This is a genomic window from Halomonas shengliensis (assembly GCF_900104135.1).
In the GTDB taxonomy this organism is placed as follows: domain Bacteria; phylum Pseudomonadota; class Gammaproteobacteria; order Pseudomonadales; family Halomonadaceae; genus Halomonas; species Halomonas shengliensis.
Genome location: NZ_FNIV01000005.1, coordinates 284,842 through 306,027 on the forward strand (window position 1 = coordinate 284,842; position 21,186 = coordinate 306,027).

The window sequence follows — 21,186 nt, forward strand, 5'->3', positions numbered from 1 at the left end:
GCTCAGGGCGCCTCGGCGGGGAAGCGGGCGAGCAGCTCCCGGGCCTCGCCCTCGCGCCTCACCTCCAGGGGCAGCAGGGTGCCCGGGGCCTGGCGCCGGATGATCGCCACCAGCTCCCCGGCGGCCGCCACCGGTCGCCCGGCGGCGGCGACGATGAGGTCGTCCTCGACGAGCCCGCTCGCCTCGGCGACGCTCTCCGGCTCCACCCGGGCCACCCGGACCCCCGCCTCGTCGGGGAACAGCAGCACCCCCAGCCGCGGCGGCGCCGCGGGCTCGTGGCGCGCCTCGTCGCCCAGGCCGAACAGGGCATCGGCGATGCCGTCAGGCGCCGGGCAGCCACGCTCCCGGTCCCAGGCCAGGGCGCTTGAGGTCGCCTCGATGCCCAGCGCGGCGAGCTGGTGGGGCACCCCGTGGCCATGGCGCACGTGGCCCTCGCCCATCAGCCCCACCACCAGCGGCGCCTGCTCGGCGGCCCGGGCGAGGCCCTCGGCCATGGCGCGATCCCAGACCAGCTGGGCGGCGATGAAGCGCTCGAGCCCCTCGGCGTTTTCGGCGGTGTCCGGGGCGTCGGCCGTCGGGTCGGCGGCCTCGGGGTGCTCGGCGTAGACCTCGGCCAGGGCGGTACGATAGGCAGGGGAGGCTGGTGCCGGTTCGCTCAGGCCGTGGCGCGCCGCCTCCGGTACCGCCGTCCAGCCCTCGTCGGCGAGCCGGCGGCGCAGCTCGGGGGTGACATTGAGCGCCACCAGCGGAATCCGGTGCATACGCGCGAAGTGCAGGATCGGCAGGTAGAGTGCCGGATCGTAGCCCCACGCCTGGTGCCAGCCGCTCGCCTCGAGGAAGCCCGCTTCGTCTAGCTCGCCGGCGACCCAGGCATCCAGCGCTGGCTGCGCCTCCCGCGGCAGCATCTCCAGGCCGATGGCGAGCCCCGGCTCGAGGGCGTGCAGCGCCGCCAGGGTGTGCAGCTGCCAGCGATGGTGGGCCAGCCGCTCGTGCTGCTCGCCCAGCAGCACCACGCGGTGTGCGGCGAGCTCCGACAGCAGGCTGTCCGCGGCCAGCGTCTCGCCGTGGCGCTGCCACTCCCCGGGGGCGGGGCAGGCGTCGGCCATGACGGGAGCGGCGGGGAGGGCGAGGGCCAGCCCCAGGGTCAGGCCCAGGGCGGGGAGGGGGACGATCGTCGGCATGTAGCGGCGCTCCGTTGGCATTCCGGGCCTACCATAGCCGACCCGGCGCGGCGCTGGGTATGGGCGTCTCGATGAGGGTGATAGGCAGCCGCGATTATCAGCGCCGGCGCTTCGCGTTACTCTATGGGTTCACGCCTGCTCCCGGAGTCTCGAGTGCCCCGTTTCCGTTTCCGTTTCCTCCGCCGCCCCGCCGCCACGCTGCTGCTCCTTGCCTTGACCGCCTCACCGGTCGCGGCCGAGTCGCCATCCTCCCCCGTGCTGGAGGTGGTCGCCACCACCAGCATGGTCGCCGATGCGGTGCGCAAGGTCGGCGGCGAGCGGGTCGCGGTGCAGGGTCTGATGGGTCCCGGCGTCGATCCCCACCTCTACCGCCAGACCCGCAGCGACGTGATGGCCATGAGCCGCGCCGACGCAGTGTTCTGGAACGGTCTCAACCTCGAGGTGCAGCTGACCGAGCTGCTCGCCCGCCTGGAGGCGCGCCGCCCGGTGATCGCCGTGGGCGAGGCGGTGCCCGTGGAGGCGCGCCTGGCCGACGAGGAGTACCCCGACCAGCCCGATCCCCACGTATGGATGGACCCGGGCCGCTGGCGCCACGCGGTGATCGCCGTGCGCGATGCGCTGATCGAGCTCGACCCCGAGGGCGCCGATGCCTACGAGGCCAGCGCCCAGGCCTATCTGGAGGAGCTCGAGGCGCTGGACGCCTACGCCCGCGAGGCCCTGGCGAGCATTCCCGAGCAGACCCGGGTGCTGGTCACCGCCCACGACGCCTTCGGCTACTTCGGCGAGGCCTACGACATCGAGGTGCTGGGCATCCAGGGCTTCTCCACCGAGAGCGAGGCGGGCCTGGCGCGCATCGAGTCGCTGGTCGACCTGCTGGTGGAGCGCGAGATCGGCGCGCTGTTTGTGGAGACCTCGGTGTCGGATCGCAACGTCAGGGCGCTGATCGAGGGCGCCGCCGCCGTGGGCCACGAGGTGCGCATCGGCGGCGAGCTCTACTCCGACGCCATGGGTCCCGAGGGGAGCTACGAGGGGACCTGGCTGGGGATGCTGGACCACAACGTCACCGTGATCGCCCGGGCCCTGGGCGGCGAGGCGCCCGAGGCGGGGCGCCTGGGCCGCCTGGAGGACGCCGGCAACGAGGAGCCATGAGCATGCCCGATTCGCGTCTCGACAAGGCGGTGATCGCCAGCCCCCTGGCCATCCAGGGGCTCACCGTCAGCTACGACCAGCGCCCGGTGGTGCATTCGGTGGACTTCGTCACCCCGCCGGGGAGCATGAGCGCCATCATCGGCCCCAACGGCGCTGGCAAGTCGACCCTGCTCAAGGCGGCGCTGGGCATCACCCCGCGCCTCACCGGCGAGGTGCGCGTCTTCGGCCGGCCGCTGGAGCAGGAGACCCGCCACCTGGCCTACGTGCCCCAGCGCTCCAGCGTCGACTGGGACTTCCCGGCGCGGGTCATCGACGTGGTGGGCATGGGGCTCTACCGCGACCTGCGCTGGTGGCAGTTCGGCGCCCGCCGGCTGCGCGCCCGGGCCATGGAGAGCCTGGCCCGGGTCGGCATGGAGCCCTTCGCCGAGCGCCAGATCGGCCAGCTCTCCGGCGGCCAGCAGCAGCGGGTCTTCCTGGCCCGGGCGCTGGTCCAGGAGGCCGACCTCACCATCCTCGACGAGCCCTTCGCCGGGGTCGATGCCGCCACCGAGGCGGCGATCATCGAGGTGCTCAAGGCGCTGCGCGACGAGGGGCGCACCCTGCTCTGCGTGCACCATGACCTGGCCACGGTGCGCCACTACTTCGACCATGTGCTGCTGATGAACGTGCGCCGCATCGCCGCCGGCCCGGTGGACGACGTCTTCACCGAGGAGAACCTGCAGGCCACCTACGGCGGGCGGCTGAGCCCCGTGCAGCTGGCGCGGCTGACCGAGGCGCCCCGGGAGACGGTGCGATGATCGAGACCTGGGGCCGGGCGCTCGCCTTCAGCCTGGGCTACAACACCAGCCTGGTGACGGTGGGAGCCATGCTGCTGGCCGCCGCCGCCGGCATGGTGGGCAGCTTCGTGCTGCTGCGCAAGCGTGCCCTGGTCAGCGATGCCATCAGCCACGCCACCCTGCCGGGGCTGGCCCTGGCCTTCCTGGTGGTGGGGCTGGCCCAGGGCGACGGCCGGGTGCTGCCGGCGCTGCTGGCCGGCGCCGCCGGCAGCGCCGCCCTGGGGCTGTGGCTGGTGCAGCGCATCGGCGAGCGCACCCGCCTGGGCGAGGACGCCGCCATCGGCGCGGTGCTCTCCACCTTCTTCGCCTTCGGCGTGGTGCTGATCACGGTGATCCAGACCCTCTCGGTGCGCGGCCAGTCGGGGCTGACCGGCTACCTGGTGGGCGCCACCGCCGGCATGCTCTACGCCGAGGCGCTGCTGATCGCCGCCTGCGGCCTCGCCCTGCTGGTGGCGGTGCTGGTGTGGCGGCGCGACCTGCTGCTGCTCTGCTTCGACCCTGCCTTCGCCCGCAGCCAGGGGCTCGACACCGGCCGGCTCGACCTGCTGCTGCTGCTGCTGCTGATGGCGGTGGTGGTGATCGGGCTCAAGGTGACCGGGCTGATCCTGGTGGTGGCGCTGACCATCATCCCGCCGGTGGCGGCGCGCTTCTGGACCGACCAGCCGATGCGCATGGTGGCCCTGGCCGCGCTGCTCGGGGCGCTGGCCGGCTACCTGGGCGTCACTCTCTCCAGCGCCCGGGAGGGGCTGCCCACCGGACCGCTGATCGTGCTGGCCGCCTTCGCGCTGTTCCTGGTCTCCTTCCTGTTCTCGCCGCGCCGCGGGGTGCTCGCCTCGCTGCTCGCCTATCGCCGCCTGCGCCAGCGCGTGCACCTGCGCCAGGGGCTGCTGGCGCTGGGGCGCGACGAACCGATCTTCGACGGCCTGACCCTCAGGCTGCTGCGCCGCCGTGGCCATGTGCGCCGCGACGGGGTCGCCACCCCGGCCGGCCTGGCGGCGGCCCGGGACGCCGAGCACGAGGAGCGGCTCTGGGCGCTCTACCGGCGGCGCTACCCCGACGACGCCCTGCACCGCGAGCACGCCGGCCTCACCCCCATCGGCCAGGTGCTCTCCGCGGATGCCATCCATGCCCTGGAGAGGGAGCTACCGCCGGAGGGAGCGCGATGAGCGAGTTCATGATGTTCAGCCTGGTGCCGCTGACGGTGGCGATCCTGATCTCCATGACCTGCGCGCTGCTGGGCAACTTCCTGGTGCTGCGTCGCCAGAGCCTGATCGGCGATGCCATCAGCCATGTGGCGCTGCCGGGCATCGTGGTCAGCTTCCTGATCACCGGCACCCTGGCGTCGCTGGCGATGATGCTGGGCGCCGGGGTGGCCGCCCTGGTCACCGTGGTGCTGATCGAGCTGATCCGCCGCCTGGGGCGGGTGGAGGGCAGCGCCGCCATGGGCGTGGTGTTCACCAGCCTCTTCGCCCTGGGGGTGCTGCTGCTGGAGTGGCACGGCGCCGGCGGGGTGCACCTGGACGTGGAGCACGCCCTCTACGGCAATCTGGAGAGCCTGATCTGGTTCGAGGGCACCGGGCCGGCCGCGCTGCTCGACCCGGTAGCGTTGGCCGACCTGCCGCCGCAGCTGGGGCGGGCCGCCTGGGTGGCGCTGGTGGTGCTGGCCTTCGTGGTGGTGCTGCGTCGCCCGCTGGTGCTGGCGAGCTTCGACCCCGACTTCGCCGCCAGCGTGCGCGCCCGGCCGGCGCTGGTCGACCTGTTGCTGGTGACCCTGGTGGCGGTGGCGGCCATCGCCGCCTTCGAGGCGGTGGGCTCGATCATCGTCATCGCCATGTTCGTCTGCCCGGCGGCCGCGGCGCGGCTGATGACCAACCGCCTCGGCGTGCAGATCGCCTGGAGCCAGGCCTTCGCGGTGGCCTCGGCGGTGGTCGGCTACCTGCTGGCCGGTGAGGCGCCGCGCTGGCTGGGCGTCGAGGCCTCGCTCAGCGCCGCCGGCATGATCGCCACCGTCGCCGGCTTGATCCTGCTTGCCGCCTGCCTGTTCGGCCCCTGCCGGGCACGCACCGGTACCGCGCGGCGCGCCTGACCGCCAGCCCCGCCTTACTCGCTCGCCGGGTCGTCCGCGTCACCCGCGGCCTCCTCCTCGGCCGGCTCTGCCTGCCGCTCGGCGGGGCGGCGGGCCATCACGGTGATCTCCACGTGGGCGCCGCCGTAGAGGCGCGGCGACTGGGTGCAGGTGCGCGCCGGATAGCGGCAGGCGTCGAAGAACTCGGCGTAGGCGGCGTCCATCTCGCGGATCTGGTCGAGGTCGGTGATATGCACGTCGACCCGCACCACATCGGTCATCTCGCAGCCGATGGAGCCCAGCATGCGCTGCACGCGGCGCATCACCAGGCGGGTCTCCTCGCCCATGTCGCCGATCACCGTCTCCCCGCCCTGGATATCCTCGGCGGTCAACCCCGAGAGGAAGACGTAGTCGTCGTCGATCACCATATGGCTGCCGGGGAAGAGCGGGGCGGGCAGGGTGGGGTCGTTCTGGAACTGCGGCATGCGGGCATCCTCGGGGCGGTGGACGGCGTCCCGGGAAGCGTCGTCCAGCGTCACGGGGATGTCCAGGCGCCTGACGCGCCTTGCGGCCAACGGGCCTGCAGCCGGCTCCGCCCTAGGCCCAGCGCTCGTCGGCGGTGAAGGCCACGGTGAACCAGCGCCGCTCCGGCGGCGGCGTGAGCTGCTCGGCGATCTGGCGGCGGATCTCGTCCATCACCGCCACCCCCTGGCCTGCGGCGAACTCCGGGGCGGTGACGATATGGATCTCGATGAAGTGGCCGCGGCCCGCCTTGGCCACGTGGCTGTAGTAACGCAGCAGCCCCTCGCGGGCCATCACCGGGGCCATGGCGGCATGGACCTCCTCGTCCAGCGAGCTGGGGGCGATCAGGAAGATCTCCTTGACCGCGCGGCGCACGATGCCGATGGGCACCGGCATGAAGCCGGCGGTGAGCACCATCAGCAGCACCGAATCGATATAGGGAGTGAGGTGGGCCCAGGCGGTTCGCTGCAGGACGAGGGCGACCAGGAAGGCGACCAGCAGCGAGGTGGTGATCAGCGCCGCCATCAGCCAGCCCTGCATGTCGATGCGCACGAACTCGGACTGGGCGCGCCGGTTGATGCGCCGCTGGTAGGCAGTCATGGCGAAGCAGACGATGGCCACTACCACCGCGTAGGCGATGGCCAGGTCGAAGGCGAGCTCGCGGCCGCCCTCGCGCAGGTCCAGCACCGCGGTGAGGAAGGCGTAGAAGCACAGCAGCATCAGGATGCTGCCGTTGAGTGCCGCCACCAGCGGCTCCAAGTGCCAGTAGCCGTGCTGGAAGCGCTCGCTGGCCTCGCGCACCGCCAGTCGCGCCACCAGCAGCGCCAGCCCCGACATCGCCGCGTCGATGGTCGAGAAGACGCCGTCGAAGAGGATCGACTGGGAGCCGGCCGCAAGGCCCACGCTCACCCCCAGGCTCGAGACCACCAGGGTCATCACGATGGAGAGCTTCAGGGCGCGCTGCTCGAGGGTGGCTTGCATGGTGGGGACTCGTGGATCGACAAAAGGCCATGGTAGCGAAGCGCCGCCGGGGCGGGAATCGCCCGGCTCAACGCTGCCCGGCCATGCCTGCGTTGACGGCTCCCCGGCCCGCCCCCTGGCCACGCCGGCGCCCCTCCGCCAGACTGGACCTACATCCTCGCCGCCGCTTCCGCGCGGCGGCCACGCCGACAGGAGGGCGCCATGAGCCAGCCGATCATCGCCGACAACAAGCCGCAGAAGGTCACCCTGAAGCAGGGCAAGGAGTACGCCTTCTGCCGCTGCGGGCGCTCGAAGGACCAGCCCTTCTGCGACGGCTCCCACCAGGGCACCGGCTTCACGCCGCAGATGTTCACCGCTGAGGAGGACGGCGAGGCGTTCCTGTGCCAGTGCAAGCAGACCGGCGACGCCCCCTATTGCGACGGCACCCACAAGCACTTCGACGCCGATCAGGTGGGCCAGGAGGCCCCGGAGCCGCAGGCGAAGGACGACGGCATGCCCGAGGCCAAGGCCACCGAGGAGGAGCCCACCGTCGAGTTCATCCATCGCCTGGCGCGCGAGGGGCTAGAGGGTGTGGGGCGCCACGGCCCCATCGACGCCATGGGCGTGCCGCGCCACAGCTTGCCGAGCTGGGACGACCTGCAGCTGATGGTGGCCCAGCTCGCCACCCAGCCGCTGCTCGACGATGCCGAGGTCGAGACCCGCCTGGTGGTGGGCCCCGAGGCGAAGAAGCCGCTCACCCTCGAGACGCCGCTGCTGGTCTCCGACATGAGCTTCGGCGCCCTCTCCGAGGAAGCCAAGACGGCGCTGGCGCGTGGCGCCGAGCGGGCCGGCACCGGCATCTGTTCCGGCGAGGGAGGCATGCTGCCCGAGGAGCAGGCCGAGAACTCCCGCTACTTCTTTGAGCTCGCCAGCGCCCGCTTCGGCTACGAGGAAGCGCTTCTCGAGAAGGTGCAGGCGTTCCACTTCAAGGGCGGCCAGGCGGCCAAGACCGGCACCGGCGGCCACCTGCCGGGCAGCAAGGTGACGGGCAGGATCGCCGAGGTGCGCGGCCTCGAGGAGGGGCAGCCCGCCGAGTCGCCGGCCACCTTCGAGGACCTGCACTCGGTGGATGACTTCCGCCGCTTCGCCGACCGCGTGCGCGAGGTCACCGGCGGCATCCCGGTGGGCTTCAAGCTCAGCGCCAACCATATCGAGCGCGACATCCAGTTCGCCCTGGACGCCGGCGCCGACTACCTGATCCTCGACGGCCGCGGCGGCGGCACCGGCGCGTCGCCGCTGATGTTCCGCGACCATATCAGCGTGCCCACCATCCCCGCCCTGGCCCGCGCCCGGCGCTACCTCGACCTCGAAGGGGCGAGCGGGCGCGTCACCCTGATCGTCACCGGCGGGCTGCGCCTGCCCATCGACTTCGTCAAGGCGCTGGCGCTGGGCGCCGACGGCGTGGCCATCGCCAACAGCGCCATGCAGTCCATCGGCTGCGTGGCGGCGCGCATCTGCCACACCAACAACTGCCCGGCGGGGATCGCCACCCAGCGTGGCGACCTGCGCCAGCGCCTCGACGTCGACAGGTCCGCCGCCCAGCTCGAGCGCTTCCTGCGCGCCTCCACCGGGCTGATGCAGGTGATGGCCCGCGCCTGCGGCCACGACCGCCTGGCGGGCCTCAACCCCAACGACCTGGCCACCTGGAAGCGCGAGATGGCGCTGCTCAGCGGGGTGCGCTACGCCGGCGTGATGGAGCCGGGGGCGTGAAGGTCACGGCGGCAAACGCCGAGCTGGCGGTGCCCGGCGGGAAGGCGGGCGCCATCGCGGAACGCATCCGGATCGCGCGCCTGGCAGCGGACTCGCCCCACCTGCTGACCCTGGCGCGCTGGGAGTTCGCCCAGTGGGGCCATCTCGACCCCGACCGGCGCCTCGACCAGGCGCTGGCCGACTTCCGCGCCCAGTGCGGCGAGGGCGGGCTGCCCTCGGTGTTCGTCGCCATGGCCGGCGACACGCCGGTGGGCATGGCCTGCCTGATCGACGACGACATGCATGACCGCCCGGCGCTCAACCCCTGGCTCGCCTCGGTCTATGTCCGCCCGGAGTGGCGCGGCCATGGCATCGCCTCGCGACTGGTGCGCCGCGTGGAGCAGGAGGCGGGCGAGCATGGCATCGCCACCCTGCATCTGTTTACCCCGGACCGCCAGGCGCTCTACCGCCGGCTGGGCTGGCGTGCGGTGGAGGAGCGTGACTATCGCGGCGAGCGGGTCACCATCATGCGCCTTGAGCTGGCGCGATAGCGTCATCCCGACATCGGAGGTTCCCATGCGACTCGAAGGCTCCTGTCACTGCGGTGCCGTGCGCTTCACCCTGGAGGCGCCGCACCCCTATCCCTACCAGCGCTGCTACTGCTCCATCTGCCGCAAGACCGCGGGAGGCGGCGGCTACGCCATCAACCTTGGCGGGCGTGCCGCGACCCTCGAGGTCCAGGGAAAGGAGAACACGGGCGTCTACCGCGCCGTCATCGATGGCGAGCAGAGCCCTGGAGAGCGCCATTTCTGCCGTCACTGCGCCAGCGCGCTGTGGGTCTATGACCCGCGCTGGCCGGAACTGGTGCACCCCTTCGCCTCCGCCATCGACAGCGAGCTGCCGATCCCGCCGGAGCGGGTCCACCTGCTGCTGGGCAGCAAGGCCGGCTGGGTCGAGGTCGAGGCGCGGGAGAACGACCGCTGCTTCGACGAGTACCCCGAGGAGAGCCTCGCCGAGTGGCATCGTCGGCTGGGGCTGGAGACACCCTAGGCGCTCAGGCGCCAGGCCGGCGGACAGGCAAGAGAAGGCCAGGCAAGAAAAGGCCAGACAAGAGAAAGGCGGCACCCGATCGGGTGCCGCCTTCGCGCCTGGTGCCGGCCGCCGGGGGCGGGTCAGTCGGCGCGGGTGGCGGCCTTCGCCGCGGGGGCGATGATGCCCTGCTCCCGGGCCATGGCATAGGCGGCCCTGGGGCCCGCCCACAGCGAGGGCAGCAGCACCAGCGAGACGGGGATCGCGGTGATCACGATGAACTGCTGCAGGGCGCCGATCTGCCCGGCGCCCATGTAGAGCAGGATGCCCGCCATCAGCGCCATGGCGATGCCCCAGAAGGCGCGTACCAGGCGGTTCGGCGCGTCGTGGCCGGTGCACACCAAGGCGATGGCGTAGCTCATGGAATCACCGGTGGTGGCCACGAAGATGCTGGTCAGCAGCAGGATCGCCAGGGCCATCAGGGGGCCGCCCGGCAGCGCCTGGGCCACGGTCAATGTCGCCACGTCGAACTGGAAGTTGTTCAGCGCCTCGGCCAGATCGATCGCCCCGGTCAGCTGGTAGTGGATGCCCGAGCCGCCCAGCAGGGTGAACCAGATCGCGGTGGCCAGCGGGGCCATCACCGCCACGGCGAGGATCATCTCGCGGATGGTGCGCCCGCGGGAGATGCGTGCCACGAAGATCGCCATCAGCGGCGCATAGCCGATGAACCAGGCGAAGAAGAACACCGTCCACCACTGCATCCACCACGCCGGTGCGGTCTCGGCGGTCATGGTGGCCATGGTGAAGAACGACGACAGGTACTCGCCGAAGCCCTGGCTGAAGGCGTTGACCAGGAACAGGGTGGGGCCGGCCACCAGGATCACCGCGGCGATGGCCAGCGCCAGGAAGACGTTGAAGCGCGACAGGATCTGGATGCCCTTGTGGATGCCGGTCATCGCCGAGGTGACGTAGACCCCCGCCAGCAGCACCAGGATGCCGAGCTGGGTGGCGTAGCCCTCGCTGAGACCGAACAGCTCGTGGAGGCCGAAGCTCACCTGGGTGGCCAGGAAGCCGATGGGGCCGACGGTGCCCGCCACCACGGCGATCACGCAGCAGGCATCCACCACGCTGCCCAGCGCCCCCTTCATGACGCGCTCGCCCAGCAGCGGGTAGAGCAGGGTGCGCGGCTGCAGCGGCTGGCCCTTCACGTAGTGGGCGTGGGCCAGCACGATGGCGGAGAGCGAGCCCAGCACCGCCCAGGCCAGGAAGCCCCAGTGCATGAACGACTGGGCCAGGGCGCCGGCCACCGCCTCGGCGGTGCCCGCCTCGGTGTCGAACGCCGGTGGTGTCACCACGAAGTGGTAGACCGGCTCGCCCGCGGCGAAGAACACGCCGCCCCCGGCCAGCAGGGTGCACATGATCATCGACAGCCACTTGAAGGTGCCGAGCTGCGGGCTCTCCAGGTTGCCGACCCGGGCGCCGGCCGCCGGCGAGATGGCCACGCCGATGGCGATCAGGAAGGTCAGCAGCAGCAGGAGCTGGAAGTAGGTGCCCAGGGTGGCCGCCGTCCAGGCGAAGCCGGCGCCGATGCTGTCGGCCACCAGGTCGATGTCGAAGAGTGACAGGCCGACGAAGGCGACGATGAAGCCGACCGTGAGCAGCAGCACGATGGGGTCGCCCAGGCGCGACAGCGCCGAGGCCCTGGCGGGTGCAGGGGGTGGGGTAGAAGGCATGGGGACGCTCTAGTTGCGGAGGATGTGTGCGTCGATGGGACGTGACGCCGACCAGAGCGATGGCATTCTAACAACCTTAGACTTAGGTCTAAAGGGGTGACCCGGCCCGGTGGCCATGCCACCATGCACCGGATGGATGACCGAGACCCGCCGATGCTTAACCAGAGTTCCGCCGGACGCCTGTGGCGCTGGGTCGCCATCGGCGCCGCCCTGCTGATGGCCGGCTACCTGTGGATTTGGCATTCCCCGGAGCTGGCCGACGTCCAGCGCTGGGCCGACGCGGCCTCCCACCATCCCGCGGTGATCCTGTCGGTGATCGCGATTATGGCGGTGACCCTCTCCATCGGGCTACCCGGCAGCATCGGGCTGTGGCTGATCGCGCCCTTCTACACGCCGCTGGCGGCCACCCTGATGCTCACTCTCGGCAGCGTTGTCGGTGCCCTGGGCGCCTACCACCTCTCGGCCCACCTCGGCGCGCGCTGGGCTCCCGGGGGACTCACCCGCCAGGTCATGGGCAAGCTCGAGAGGCGCGGCGACTTCCTGACCCAGTGCGCCCTGCGCGTGCTGCCCGGCTTCCCCCATTCGGTGGTCAACTTCGCCGCCGGCTTGCTGCGGCTGCCGCTCGCGACCTTCGTGATGGCGGCCATCATCGGCCTGGCTGCCAAGTGGGCGGTCTACGCCAGCGCGATCTTCGGTGCCCTGGAGGCCATGGAGAACGAGGAGGCCGTGGGCCCCGGTGTGATCCTGCCGCTTCTAGCCCTGACCCTGCTGCTGCTGGCCGGTGCCTGGCTCAGACGCCGCGTGGAGGCACATGGCCAGCCGTTAAGCTAGGGCACGCGGCGGTCACAGCGCCTCCAGCCACGCCACCTCCAGCCGAAACGGTCCCGCCTGGCGGTCGACGATCATCAGCCCCACCTGGATGATCCGCGAGGCACCCAGCGCCGGTACCTCCGGGAGTCGCCGCCCCCGGAACATCGCCTCGAAGGCGTGCCAGGGCAGCTCGACGCGCTGCCAGCCGTCCCCCTCTGTCCGCAAGCTCGCGCGGTAGGCCGCGCCCCGCGGCAGCTGATCGGTATAGAGGCGCAGCTGATATTCCCTGCCATCGCCACGCACGCGCAGCGCGACGCCCGCGGCCTGGCCGAGGTCCATGGCCTCGGGGTCGCGGCGCACCGAGGAGAAGCCGCCGTTGTTCTCGAGGGATGTCTCGCCGTCGAACACCCCGACGCCGTCCTCCGCGTGCAGTCCGCCCCGGGAGACGCCGCCCATCACGGCGTCATTGATGGCGCGCCAGCGGGTCGCCTCGCCCGCATCCTGGAAGTCGATCAGGCGTGCCGTCATGGTGCCCTCCGTTCGGTGATGGTCGGGGTTCCAGCATGCCTGCCACGGGCCGAGCAGCAAAGTCCCTGAGGCGGCGTGGCGCAGGGTCGCAAGGCGCCATCCCGGGCCGCTTGCTGGTATCCTGCCCGCAGCGGCACTCTGGTGCCGAAGGAATGCCGGAGCCCGGGCGGCGCAACCACGGCGCCGTGACAGGGGCCCGGGCAGGGAGAGAGATGCTGACAGGGAGATACCCCTTGGGCCGCGCCCGTTATACCGCCGTTCTTGTGATCCTGATCCTGGGGCTCGCCCTGGGTCTCGGCACATGGCGCTGGTGGCAGGGGCCCGAGGTCCAGGGCTATGTGCTCGAGCGACGCCCGCTGGTACAGACGGTGGTGGCCACCGGCCGGATCATGGCGCCGGCACGGACCCGGGTGGGCAGCGAGATCACCGGGGTCGTGCTCGAGCGACCCGTGGAGGAGGGCGATCGCGTGGTCCCCGGCGACCCCCTGCTGGTGCTGCGCGCGGACGAGCTCGCCGCCCAGGTGCGCGAGGCCGAGGCCGTGTTGAGCGAGCTCGCCACCAGCCGTCGGCCCCAGGCCGAGGTGGCCCTGGAACGCGCCGAGGCCGAGCTGGCCCAGGCGCGTCGCGAGACGGCAAGGCGGCGCACCCTGGCCGAGCGATCCCTGCTCGCCGGCGAGGCCCTGGAACAGGCCGCGGAGGCCGAGACCCTGGCCCGCAAGGCCGTCGATGCCGCGCGCCTGACGGCCACGGCGCTGGCGCCGGGCAACGTCGAGGAGACCCTGCTGCGCGAGCGCCTGGCCGCCCTGCAGGCGCGCCTCGACAAGGCCGTGGTGCGCGCCCAGGTGGCCGGCACCGTGCTGACCCGCGACGTGGCCCCCGGCGACCTGGTCCAGCCCGGCCAGGTGTTCTTCACCATCGCCCAGCGCGGGCCCGCGGAGATCCACGTACCCCTGGACGAGCGCAACCTCGCCTTGCTGGCCCTGGATCAGCCGGCCCTAGCCGTCGCCGATGCCTACCCGCAGCGCCCCTTTCCCGCGCGGGTCAACTTCATCGCGCCGCGTATCGACCCCCAGGGCGGCACCGTGGAGGTGCGCCTGGCGGTGGACCCGGCCCCCGACTTCCTGCGCCAGGACATGACGGTATCGGTCAATATCGAGACCGGCCGGCGGGAGCAGGCGCTGGCCGTGGCCAACGATGCCCTCGACCAGGAACAAGGGAATATGGCGCAGGTGTGGGTGGTGCAGGAGGGCAGGGTGGAACGCCGCGAGGTCACCCTGGGGCTGCGCGGCCTGGCGATGACCGAGGTCCTCGACGGGCTGGCGCCGGGCGATCAGGTGCTGGCGGACCCCATGGCCACGCTCGAGGAGGGCGCACGGGTGCGCTTCACCCAGCGGGCAGCGCCGGTGTCCGGCAGTGGCGATGACGCCGCCAGCCGCAATGAACTCCCGGTGAATTTCAATTGAGTCTTCCGCTGCGGGGCCTTTGGACCGAGTGGACCCTCGCCGTCGCCTTCCTGCGCGAGGGGCGCGCCCAGTCGCTGATGATCGCCGTGGGCGTGGCGGTAGGGGTGGCGGTGATCGTCTTCATCGCGGCGCTGATTCAGGGCCTGCAGGCCAACATCATCGAGCGCACCCTGGGCACCCAGGCGCATATCCGCCTGCTCTCGCCGGACGAGGTCAACCGTGTGCTGCCACCGCCCGCCGGCACCCTGCAGCTGGTCCAGGAGGACCGGCGCGCCCAGCGCCTGCGCTCGATCAACAACTGGCAGCAGGTCAGCGCCACCCTCGACCGCTTGCCCGATCTCGAGGCGGTGTCGCCGGTGGTCTCGGGGCCGGCGTTCGCCCGCCGCGGCGAGGCCGTGGTGTCGGTGGCGCTCACCGGCATCGACCCGGCGCGCTACCGGCGCATCATCCCGCTGGAGCAGTACCTGGTCAGCGGCCGGCTGCGGGTAGGGGCCGACGACGCCATGATCGGCAAGCGGCTGGCCGATGACCTGGGCGTGCGCGTCGGCATGAAGCTGCGCCTGGAGACCGGCCAGCAGCACAGCCGGGTGGTGAACGTCGCCGGCATCTTCGAGCTGGGGGTGCGCGAGTTGGACTCGCGCTACGTCTACCTGGACCTCAAGCAGGCCCAGTCGCTGCTGGCGCTGCCCGGCGGGGTGACGGTCATCGACCTCACGGTCGCCGACATCTTCGCTGCCGAGAGGATCGCCGAGCGGGTGGGGCGGCTCACCTCGCTGAAGGCGGAGAGCTGGATCGAGACCAATGCCCAGCTGATGAACGCCCTCACCGCCCAGAGCCTCTCCACCAACATGATCATCGTCTTCGTGGCGATCTCGGTGGCCTTCGGCATCGCCAGCGTGCTGTCGGTGAGCGTGGTGCAGCGCACCCGGGAGATCGGCATCCTGCGGGCGACCGGTGCGACCCGGCGGCAGATCCTGCGGGTCTTCCTCCTCCAGGGCGCACTGTTCGGCCTGCTCGGCTCGGTGCTGGGCAGCGCGGTCAGCTACCTGCTGGTGTGGGTGTTCAACACCTTCGGGCCGGGTCTCTTCTACATCCCCGTGCCGCCTGTGCTGGTGGTGGCGGCCCTGCTGCTGGCCACCCTGACCGGCCTGCTGGCGGCCGCCGTGCCGGCGCGCCGGGCCGCACGCCTCGATCCGGTGGTGGCGATACGCTATGTCTGAGGCGACCCATGAGGTGCTGCGCCTGGAGGGGCTGCGCAAGTCCTATTACCTCGGGCGGCCCAACGAGACCGAGGTGCTGCACGGCATCGACCTGGCCATCGAGCGCGGCGACTTCGCCGCCCTGGTCGGCCCCTCGGGCTCGGGCAAGAGCACGCTGCTCAACCTGCTCGGCCTGCTCGACACCCCGACCGGCGGAGAGCTCACCCTGCTCGGCAGGCCCACCAGCGGCATGGACGATGCCGGCCGCACCGCGCTGCGCGGCAGCGCCATCGGCTTCGTCTTCCAGTTCCACCACCTGATCCAGGCCTTCAGCGCCCTGGACAACGTGTTGATGCCGCTGATGCTCGCCCGGGGCAGGCCCGATGCAGAGGCGCTCGACCGCGCCCGCGAGCTGCTCGCCGCGGTGGGACTCGCGCGCTTCGCCGACGCCCGCCCCAACCAGCTCTCCGGCGGCCAGCAGCAGCGCGTGGCCATCGCCCGGGCGCTGGTCACCCAGCCGGCCTTGCTGCTTGCCGACGAGCCCACCGGCAACCTCGATACCCGCACCGCGGGCGAGGTGTTCGAGCTGTTCCGGCGCTTCAACCGCGAGCGTGGCTGCGCGGTGCTGCTGGTGACCCACGACCCGCGCCTCTCCGCCACCTGCGATCGCACTCTCGAGCTGGTGGACGGACAGCTGGTGAGTGACGCCATGAATCGCTGAGACCGTAGTATCAAGCCATTTGTGTTTTCGTTGGTTCTACATTGCCTGGAAAAATGTTGATCACATAAACGCCCTGCTGCTGTCTCCGTTTTCGCCACGGCTTCGTGGTCGGCGAATTCCAATCCATTTTCTATCGTGGTGGTCTTGACAGTGCCCGACGAGGCTTCGGCAAGCGGCTCATGGCCGATTTCGTCAGTCTTGCCGAGACTAGACCCGCCGGCTGCCAGAAATCACCGCTGCGAAGCTCAACCAGCGTGACCAGGCCTGGTTGGTTATGTCACTGAATCGCGGTATCACCCTCTCTGTGACCGTTCAAGTGCTGGTAATGGACCGCAGTTAGTCGGTGCTCATGGTTTATTTTTTGTTAAACCAGTGGCTGTGGTGAGAGGAGTTAGCGCAATAACCATCAGGCTGAACCATACTCCATTTCCCTAACGCGCTGATGTGTCAGGGATACGCACCCAGTAAGACTAAAGTCGGGTTATGGACGCATGATGATCGCAGTACTGTGCAATTGAATTTTACGCACACTCGTTCGCTATGCGAACCTGCGATCCCTAACCCAGCCAACCTGGAGTTCCTGATGAAGAAACTGCTCAACGTTCTCTGTGCTGCCACCTGCGGCGGAGCCGTGGCTCTCACCCTATCCGTGTCCACCGCTCAGGCCCAGGAATGGCCCAGTGATGACGTGCGCCTGGTGGTGCCCTACGCACCGGGTGGTACCACGGACGTCCTCTCGCGTCGCGTGGCCGACCTGCTCAAAGAAGAGCTGGACGCCAACATCGTTGTCGAGAACCGTCCGGGGGCGGGCTCTACCGTGGCCACTGGTCGCCTGGCCCGTGGCGGTCGTGATGCCGACCACACCATCCTGATGGCCTCGCCGGGCCATGCGATTGGTGCTGCCATCTACCCCAACCTCACCTACGATCCGGTCGAGGATTTCGTGTTCATCCAGAACATGCTTAACATCCCGAACGTCATGGTGGTGCCGGCGGATAGCCCCTATGACACCCCGCTCGAGTTCATCGAAGCGGCTCAGGACCAGAACATGTCCTTCAGCAGCAGCGGTGTGGGCAGCTCCATCCACATGTCTGGCGAGCTGTTCAAGACCATGACCGGTTCCGACATGACCCACGTGCCGTTTGCAGGCAGTGGTGCCGCGCTGCCGGCCCTGCTGGGCGGCGACGTCGACGTCTCCTTCGAGAACATGCCCACCGTGTTCTCGCACATCCAGTCTGGCGACCTGAAGGCGCTGGCCGTGACCTCCGAGGAGCGCTCTCAGTACCTGCCCGACGTGCCGACCCTCAAGGAGATCGGCGAGCATGGGCTTGATGACTTCGTGACCACCGCCTGGTTCGGCCTGATTGCTCATGAGTCGTTCCCCGAAGAGGCCGTGACCACCATGCAGGAAGCCCTGCAAGCTGTGATGGAGCGTGAAGAGTTCACCAGCTTCGTCGAGCAGCTGGGCGGCGAGAAGGGCACTCGCGCCGGTGATGAGTTCAAGGCCTTCATCGCCAGCGAGGTTGAGCGCTGGGATGCGGTCGCCGAGCAGGCAGGTCTGCGCCAGGAGTAAACCGCTGGCGAAAGGCCGAGCAGTGAGGCGAGGGCAGGGGCTCTCGCCTCACTGCGTTGATGACACGCATTTCATCTCGAGAGGGTAGCTCCGATGACGGGACCTCAATCTTCCGGCGGCTCGCCGATCAAGGACGCCTGGGATGTGATCGCCGGTGCTATGCTGCTGGCCTTCTCCCTGGTGCTGCTGTTCTATCTAATTCCCGAGCACATCGGCGTGCCGCCGGTGATGCAGAACCCGATGATGTCACCTCGCTGGCTACCCACCATCGTGGGCTGGCTGCTGCTGGCGTTCTCGCTGCTGCTGATAGCCCAGGGCTTCCTGACGGCCGACAGCGATGACAGTGGACGCCGTTTCGAACGTGGCCCGTGGCTGCGCTTCGCCCTGATGGGGCTCGCCCTGGTGGTGTACGTCGGGCTATTCGAGCTGCTTGGCGCCATCCTCAGCGGGATCCTCGCCACCTTGCTGCTGTTCATTGCGCATCCGGTGCGCACCTGGTGGGTGTATAGCCTGGCGATCGCCTTTCCGCTGGGGGTGTCGTTGCTCTTCACCGAGGTGATGAACGTGCCACTGCCGACGCTGCCGTTCTGATGCGGCCATCTCTCACTATCGGGTGACTTATGGAAAATTTGACTGAAGTTCTGCAGCTGTTTCTCGCCGCAGAAAACTTCCTGGCCATCGCGGTGGGGGTGATCGTCGGCGTCACCGTCGGCTCCATCCCCGGCCTTACTGCCACCATGGCGGTGGCCCTGGCGCTGCCCTTTACGTTCTCGATGGAGCCCGTGGCAGCGATCCTGCTGCTGGTGGGGATCTACAAGGGCGGTATGTACGGTGGCTCGATTACCGCCATCCTGATTCGTACCCCCGGCTCGCCGGCCTCGGCTTGTACCCTGCTCGATGGGTATCCGCTGGCCCAGCAGGGTGAGGCCAAGAAGGCGCTTAAGATGGCGCTCTATTCATCAGTGATCGCGGATTTCATCTCTAACATCGCGCTGATCTTCTTTGCCGCCTACCTGGCCAAGATCGCGCTCAACTTCGGCGCGCCCGAGTTCTTCTGGCTGATCTGCTTCTCGCTGACCATCATTATCTCGCTGGCCAGCGGTTCGATGATCAAGGGACTGATCGCCGCTCTGTTGGGGATCCTGTTCTCGCTGGTGGGGCTCGATTCTGTGTTTGGCTCCCAGCGGCTGACCTTCGGCAACTACAACCTGATGGACAGCATCTCGTTCATCCCGCTGTTGATCGGTCTGTTCGCGATACCCGAAATCATCGAGTTCTACCGCAAGAAGGTGGTGCCTCACCTGCGGGCCAAGGCAAGCGGTGCGGGCGTCTCGCTGGGGGAGCTCAAGCGTAGCCTCAAGAGCATCGTGCGCGGCAGCCTGATTGGCGTGTGTATCGGGGCGATACCGGGCACTGGCGCCACCGCCGCGGCCTTTATCTCCTACAGCGATGCCAAGCGTCGCTCACCGAATCGCGAACGTTTCGGCAAGGGCGAAGTGGAAGGCGTCGCAGCGTCAGAGGCGGGCAACAACGGTGTGGCCGGGGCCACCATGATTCCGCTGCTCTCATTGGGTATCCCCGGTGACGTGATCACCGCGATCATCCTGGGCGCCTTCATGGTGCATGGTCTGACTCCGGGGCCGCTGCTGTTCCAGGAGAATCTGCCGCTGATCTACGCGCTGTTCCTCGGCATCATGCTCAGCTCGTTGATCCTGCTGGTGGTGGGGAACGCGGCGATTCGCTACTTCTCGCTGATCGCCGATATCCCCAAGTCGATCCTGTTCCCGATCGTGCTGATGTTCTGTGTCTACGGGGCCTATGCCGTCAACAACGACACCTTCGACGTGTGGCTGATGCTGGGCTTCGGCCTGCTGGGTTACGTGTTCAATCGCACCGGCATTCCCGCGGCACCGTTCTTGATCGGCTTCATCTTGGGACCGATGTTCGAGGACAACTTGCGGCGCTCCCTGCTGATCGGCTCCAACGATCTGTCGATTTTCGTGCGCGGGCCCATCACCTGGTTCTTCATCGCATTGACCGTGGGTTCCATCCTGCTGGCCCTCTACCGCTTCGTGTCTTCTCGCCACAAGGCCAAGCGTGAGGTCAGTGAACCGGGCTCGGGCGTATGACCCCGGAGGCTGCCGTGTAGGCGCATAGTGCGGCGGCCTGTCCACGGCGTCAGCCGCCGCGCCTCTCACCAGGAGGGCCGGTCTCGTCTCGGAGGCCGGCCCGCGTGATTGTCAGGGAGATGACACCGCCACATGATCACACTTCGCTGCCCATCGATGCGCCGATGGGCCAGTCACCTTCTTGCTGCCGTGGCCGCACTGAGTGTGGCGGCGGTGGTGACCGATAAGCCCTGGGCCACGTGGCTGGCGATACCGTTGCTGCTGGGATACCTGGTGTTGGGCTGGGAGCGGTTCACCATCACCGCGCGTTTGCTGGTCATGGTAAGTGGGGGCATGTCGCTGTTGGCCATCGGGCGGCTTGCCGACCCGTGGCCGGCGTTGCTGGAGGCCGCTGGCTCCTTCGTGTTCCTGGCGGCCTTCATGACGGCTCTGGCGATGCTGCGCCTGCCCGCCTACCGCTCACGGTTGATACGCCGCTGTGGGCAGGCGCTGCTGAATCAACCGCCTACCTGGCGATACCCGATGCTCTCCATCGGCGCCACATTGTTCGGCATCGTGCTCAATTTCGGTGTGCTGAACCTCTTCATGTCGATGATCGACAAGGCCAACACCTTGAGCGCCGCCCACGGGCAGGCATGGCTGAGAGACGTGCGCCAGCGGCGCATGCTGTTGGCGACCCTGCGTGGCTTCACCCTGGCGCCCCTGATTTCCCCCCTGGGGATTGGGGTCGCGGTGGTACTCGGTAACCTGCCGTCGTTGACCTGGGGGCAGCTGTTTCCCTATGTGTTGGTGTCGGCCACGGCGCTGTTTCTGCTCGGCTGGGCCTGCGATCAGGCCACGGGGCCTCGCCCCAGGAGCCAGGCCGCCGCGGTCGAGCGTCCTTCCCTGATGCCGCTGGCAGCCTTCAGTCTACTGCTGCTGGCTCTGGTGCTGCTGGTGTTCACCCTTGCCGCCTGGCTCTCGCTGCGATTGCCCGAGGCAGTGTTGGTGGGTGTGCCACTGGGGGCCTGGTTGTGGCTGGTCGTTCAATGCCGACGGCTGGGTCAGGCCGGTACCGGCCCTGCCATGACCTTGATGGCGCGGCGACTGCCCGACATGTTGGGCGGCATCGGCAACGAGGTAGTGGCCCTGGGCTCCGGGGCTTATCTGGGGTATCTGAGCGTTGCGCTGCTGCACCCCGCTCAGCTGGAGGACGTGACGACCTTGCTGGTCATGCTCGGCAACTGGCTGCCGGCATTGGTGGTGCTGCTGATCGTGGTGCTGGCCCATATTGGGCTCAATCCCATCATCAGCGTTACCTTCTTGACCAGCATGGTCGCCGAGGTAGGGCTCGACGGGGTGTCGTTGCCGCTGTTGGCGGCGGCCATGCTGGTGGGATGGTCATTGACCATGAGCTCATCGCCGATCACTGCCGCGATGATGATCACCTCGCGCTTTGCGGGGATGCGTGCCTGGCAGATTGGCTGGCGTTGGAATGGGGGGTTCCTGGCGATCTCGCTGGTGGCGGCGGCCGTGTTGTTCCGTCTGGTGAGTTGAGCC

At 69.3% G+C, this 21,186-nt stretch carries 20 protein-coding genes; 15 read left to right on the plus strand and 5 right to left on the minus strand.

Features of this window, described 5'->3' with window-relative positions; all coding sequences use genetic code 11:
* Window positions 1-2 precede the first annotated feature (2 nt).
* Entirely contained in the window at window positions 3-1,181 is a 1,179-nt protein-coding gene (locus BLP95_RS09950; RefSeq protein WP_218118533.1) for a ChaN family lipoprotein, read from the minus strand.
* Between the two features lie 153 nt (window positions 1,182-1,334).
* Here BLP95_RS09950 and BLP95_RS09955 point away from each other — a divergent pair, with 153 nt between their 5' ends.
* Genes BLP95_RS09955 through BLP95_RS09970 form a run of 4 tightly spaced genes read left to right on the plus strand, consistent with a single transcriptional unit; the run spans window position 1,335 to window position 5,252 of the window.
* A complete protein-coding gene (locus tag BLP95_RS09955) occupies window positions 1,335-2,330 on the plus strand; it encodes a metal ABC transporter solute-binding protein, Zn/Mn family (protein ID WP_218118534.1) in 996 nt (331 codons plus the stop codon).
* Window positions 2,331-2,332: 2 nt separating this feature from the next.
* The gene (locus BLP95_RS09960; RefSeq protein ID WP_176760269.1) at window positions 2,333-3,127 is read left to right on the plus strand and encodes a metal ABC transporter ATP-binding protein; all 795 of its coding nucleotides are present in this window, start codon (window positions 2,333-2,335) and stop codon (window positions 3,125-3,127) included.
* Window positions 3,124-4,332 carry a metal ABC transporter permease gene (locus tag BLP95_RS09965; protein ID WP_089678732.1) on the plus strand — a complete coding sequence of 403 codons (1,209 nt, stop codon included), beginning with the start codon at window positions 3,124-3,126 and terminating at the stop codon, window positions 4,330-4,332. Before BLP95_RS09960 ends, BLP95_RS09965 begins: the two co-directional genes overlap by 4 nt.
* Entirely contained in the window at window positions 4,329-5,252 is a 924-nt protein-coding gene (locus tag BLP95_RS09970) for a metal ABC transporter permease (protein WP_089678734.1), read from the plus strand. The genes BLP95_RS09965 and BLP95_RS09970 overlap by 4 nt, the downstream gene beginning before the upstream one ends.
* A gap of 14 nt (window positions 5,253-5,266) precedes the next feature.
* Here BLP95_RS09970 and BLP95_RS09975 read toward each other — a convergent pair whose 3' ends face one another.
* Entirely contained in the window at window positions 5,267-5,770 is a 504-nt protein-coding gene (locus BLP95_RS09975; protein WP_342670386.1) for a RidA family protein, read from the minus strand.
* 58 nt (window positions 5,771-5,828) lie between these two features.
* Window positions 5,829-6,734: a cation diffusion facilitator family transporter gene (locus tag BLP95_RS09980; protein ID WP_089678738.1), complete on the minus strand. Its 906-nt coding sequence runs from the start codon at window positions 6,732-6,734 to the stop codon at window positions 5,829-5,831.
* Between the two features lie 201 nt (window positions 6,735-6,935).
* On the opposite strand from BLP95_RS09980, the gene BLP95_RS09985 reads away from it, so the two are divergent.
* The 3 genes from BLP95_RS09985 to BLP95_RS09995 are packed head-to-tail and all read left to right on the plus strand — an operon-like array spanning window position 6,936 to window position 9,512.
* Complete coding sequence (locus BLP95_RS09985; protein ID WP_089678740.1) at window positions 6,936-8,483, plus strand: glutamate synthase-related protein; 1,548 nt, start codon at window positions 6,936-6,938, stop codon at window positions 8,481-8,483.
* A complete protein-coding gene (locus tag BLP95_RS09990; protein ID WP_245678728.1) occupies window positions 8,480-9,013 on the plus strand; it encodes a GNAT family N-acetyltransferase in 534 nt (177 codons plus the stop codon). Before BLP95_RS09985 ends, BLP95_RS09990 begins: the two co-directional genes overlap by 4 nt.
* Window positions 9,014-9,038: 25 nt before the next feature.
* Window positions 9,039-9,512, plus strand: a complete 474-nt coding sequence (locus tag BLP95_RS09995) for a GFA family protein (protein WP_023006487.1) — start codon at window positions 9,039-9,041, stop codon at window positions 9,510-9,512.
* A 122-nt stretch (window positions 9,513-9,634) separates the two neighbouring features.
* Here the strand turns inward: BLP95_RS09995 and BLP95_RS10000 are convergent, their stop codons facing one another.
* Window positions 9,635-11,224: a BCCT family transporter gene (locus BLP95_RS10000; protein ID WP_089678742.1), complete on the minus strand. Its 1,590-nt coding sequence runs from the start codon at window positions 11,222-11,224 to the stop codon at window positions 9,635-9,637.
* 153 nt (window positions 11,225-11,377) lie between these two features.
* On the opposite strand from BLP95_RS10000, the gene BLP95_RS10005 reads away from it, so the two are divergent.
* On the plus strand, window positions 11,378-12,055 hold the full coding sequence (locus tag BLP95_RS10005) for a TVP38/TMEM64 family protein (RefSeq protein ID WP_245678729.1): 678 nt from the start codon (window positions 11,378-11,380) through the stop codon (window positions 12,053-12,055).
* 12 nt (window positions 12,056-12,067) lie between these two features.
* Here BLP95_RS10005 and BLP95_RS10010 read toward each other — a convergent pair whose 3' ends face one another.
* Window positions 12,068-12,562 carry a CIA30 family protein gene (locus BLP95_RS10010; RefSeq protein WP_089678744.1) on the minus strand — a complete coding sequence of 165 codons (495 nt, stop codon included), beginning with the start codon at window positions 12,560-12,562 and terminating at the stop codon, window positions 12,068-12,070.
* Between the two features lie 233 nt (window positions 12,563-12,795).
* On the opposite strand from BLP95_RS10010, the gene BLP95_RS10015 reads away from it, so the two are divergent.
* The 7 genes from BLP95_RS10015 (at window position 12,796) to BLP95_RS10045 (ending at window position 21,183) form a co-directional block, all read left to right on the plus strand.
* Window positions 12,796-14,025, plus strand: a complete 1,230-nt coding sequence (locus BLP95_RS10015; protein WP_089678746.1) for an efflux RND transporter periplasmic adaptor subunit — start codon at window positions 12,796-12,798, stop codon at window positions 14,023-14,025.
* Complete coding sequence (locus BLP95_RS10020) at window positions 14,022-15,245, plus strand: ABC transporter permease (protein ID WP_218118535.1); 1,224 nt, start codon at window positions 14,022-14,024, stop codon at window positions 15,243-15,245. The genes BLP95_RS10015 and BLP95_RS10020 overlap by 4 nt, the downstream gene beginning before the upstream one ends.
* Window positions 15,238-15,945: an ABC transporter ATP-binding protein gene (locus tag BLP95_RS10025; RefSeq protein ID WP_089678748.1), complete on the plus strand. Its 708-nt coding sequence runs from the start codon at window positions 15,238-15,240 to the stop codon at window positions 15,943-15,945. Before BLP95_RS10020 ends, BLP95_RS10025 begins: the two co-directional genes overlap by 8 nt.
* Before the next feature lie 583 nt (window positions 15,946-16,528).
* Window positions 16,529-17,518: a Bug family tripartite tricarboxylate transporter substrate binding protein gene (locus BLP95_RS10030; protein WP_089678750.1), complete on the plus strand. Its 990-nt coding sequence runs from the start codon at window positions 16,529-16,531 to the stop codon at window positions 17,516-17,518.
* Between the two features lie 93 nt (window positions 17,519-17,611).
* Complete coding sequence (locus tag BLP95_RS10035; RefSeq protein WP_089678752.1) at window positions 17,612-18,109, plus strand: tripartite tricarboxylate transporter TctB family protein; 498 nt, start codon at window positions 17,612-17,614, stop codon at window positions 18,107-18,109.
* Between the two features lie 29 nt (window positions 18,110-18,138).
* Window positions 18,139-19,647: a tripartite tricarboxylate transporter permease gene (locus BLP95_RS10040; protein ID WP_089678754.1), complete on the plus strand. Its 1,509-nt coding sequence runs from the start codon at window positions 18,139-18,141 to the stop codon at window positions 19,645-19,647.
* Window positions 19,648-19,779: 132 nt separating this feature from the next.
* Entirely contained in the window at window positions 19,780-21,183 is a 1,404-nt protein-coding gene (locus BLP95_RS10045; protein WP_089678756.1) for a hypothetical protein, read from the plus strand.
* Window positions 21,184-21,186 lie beyond the last annotated feature (3 nt).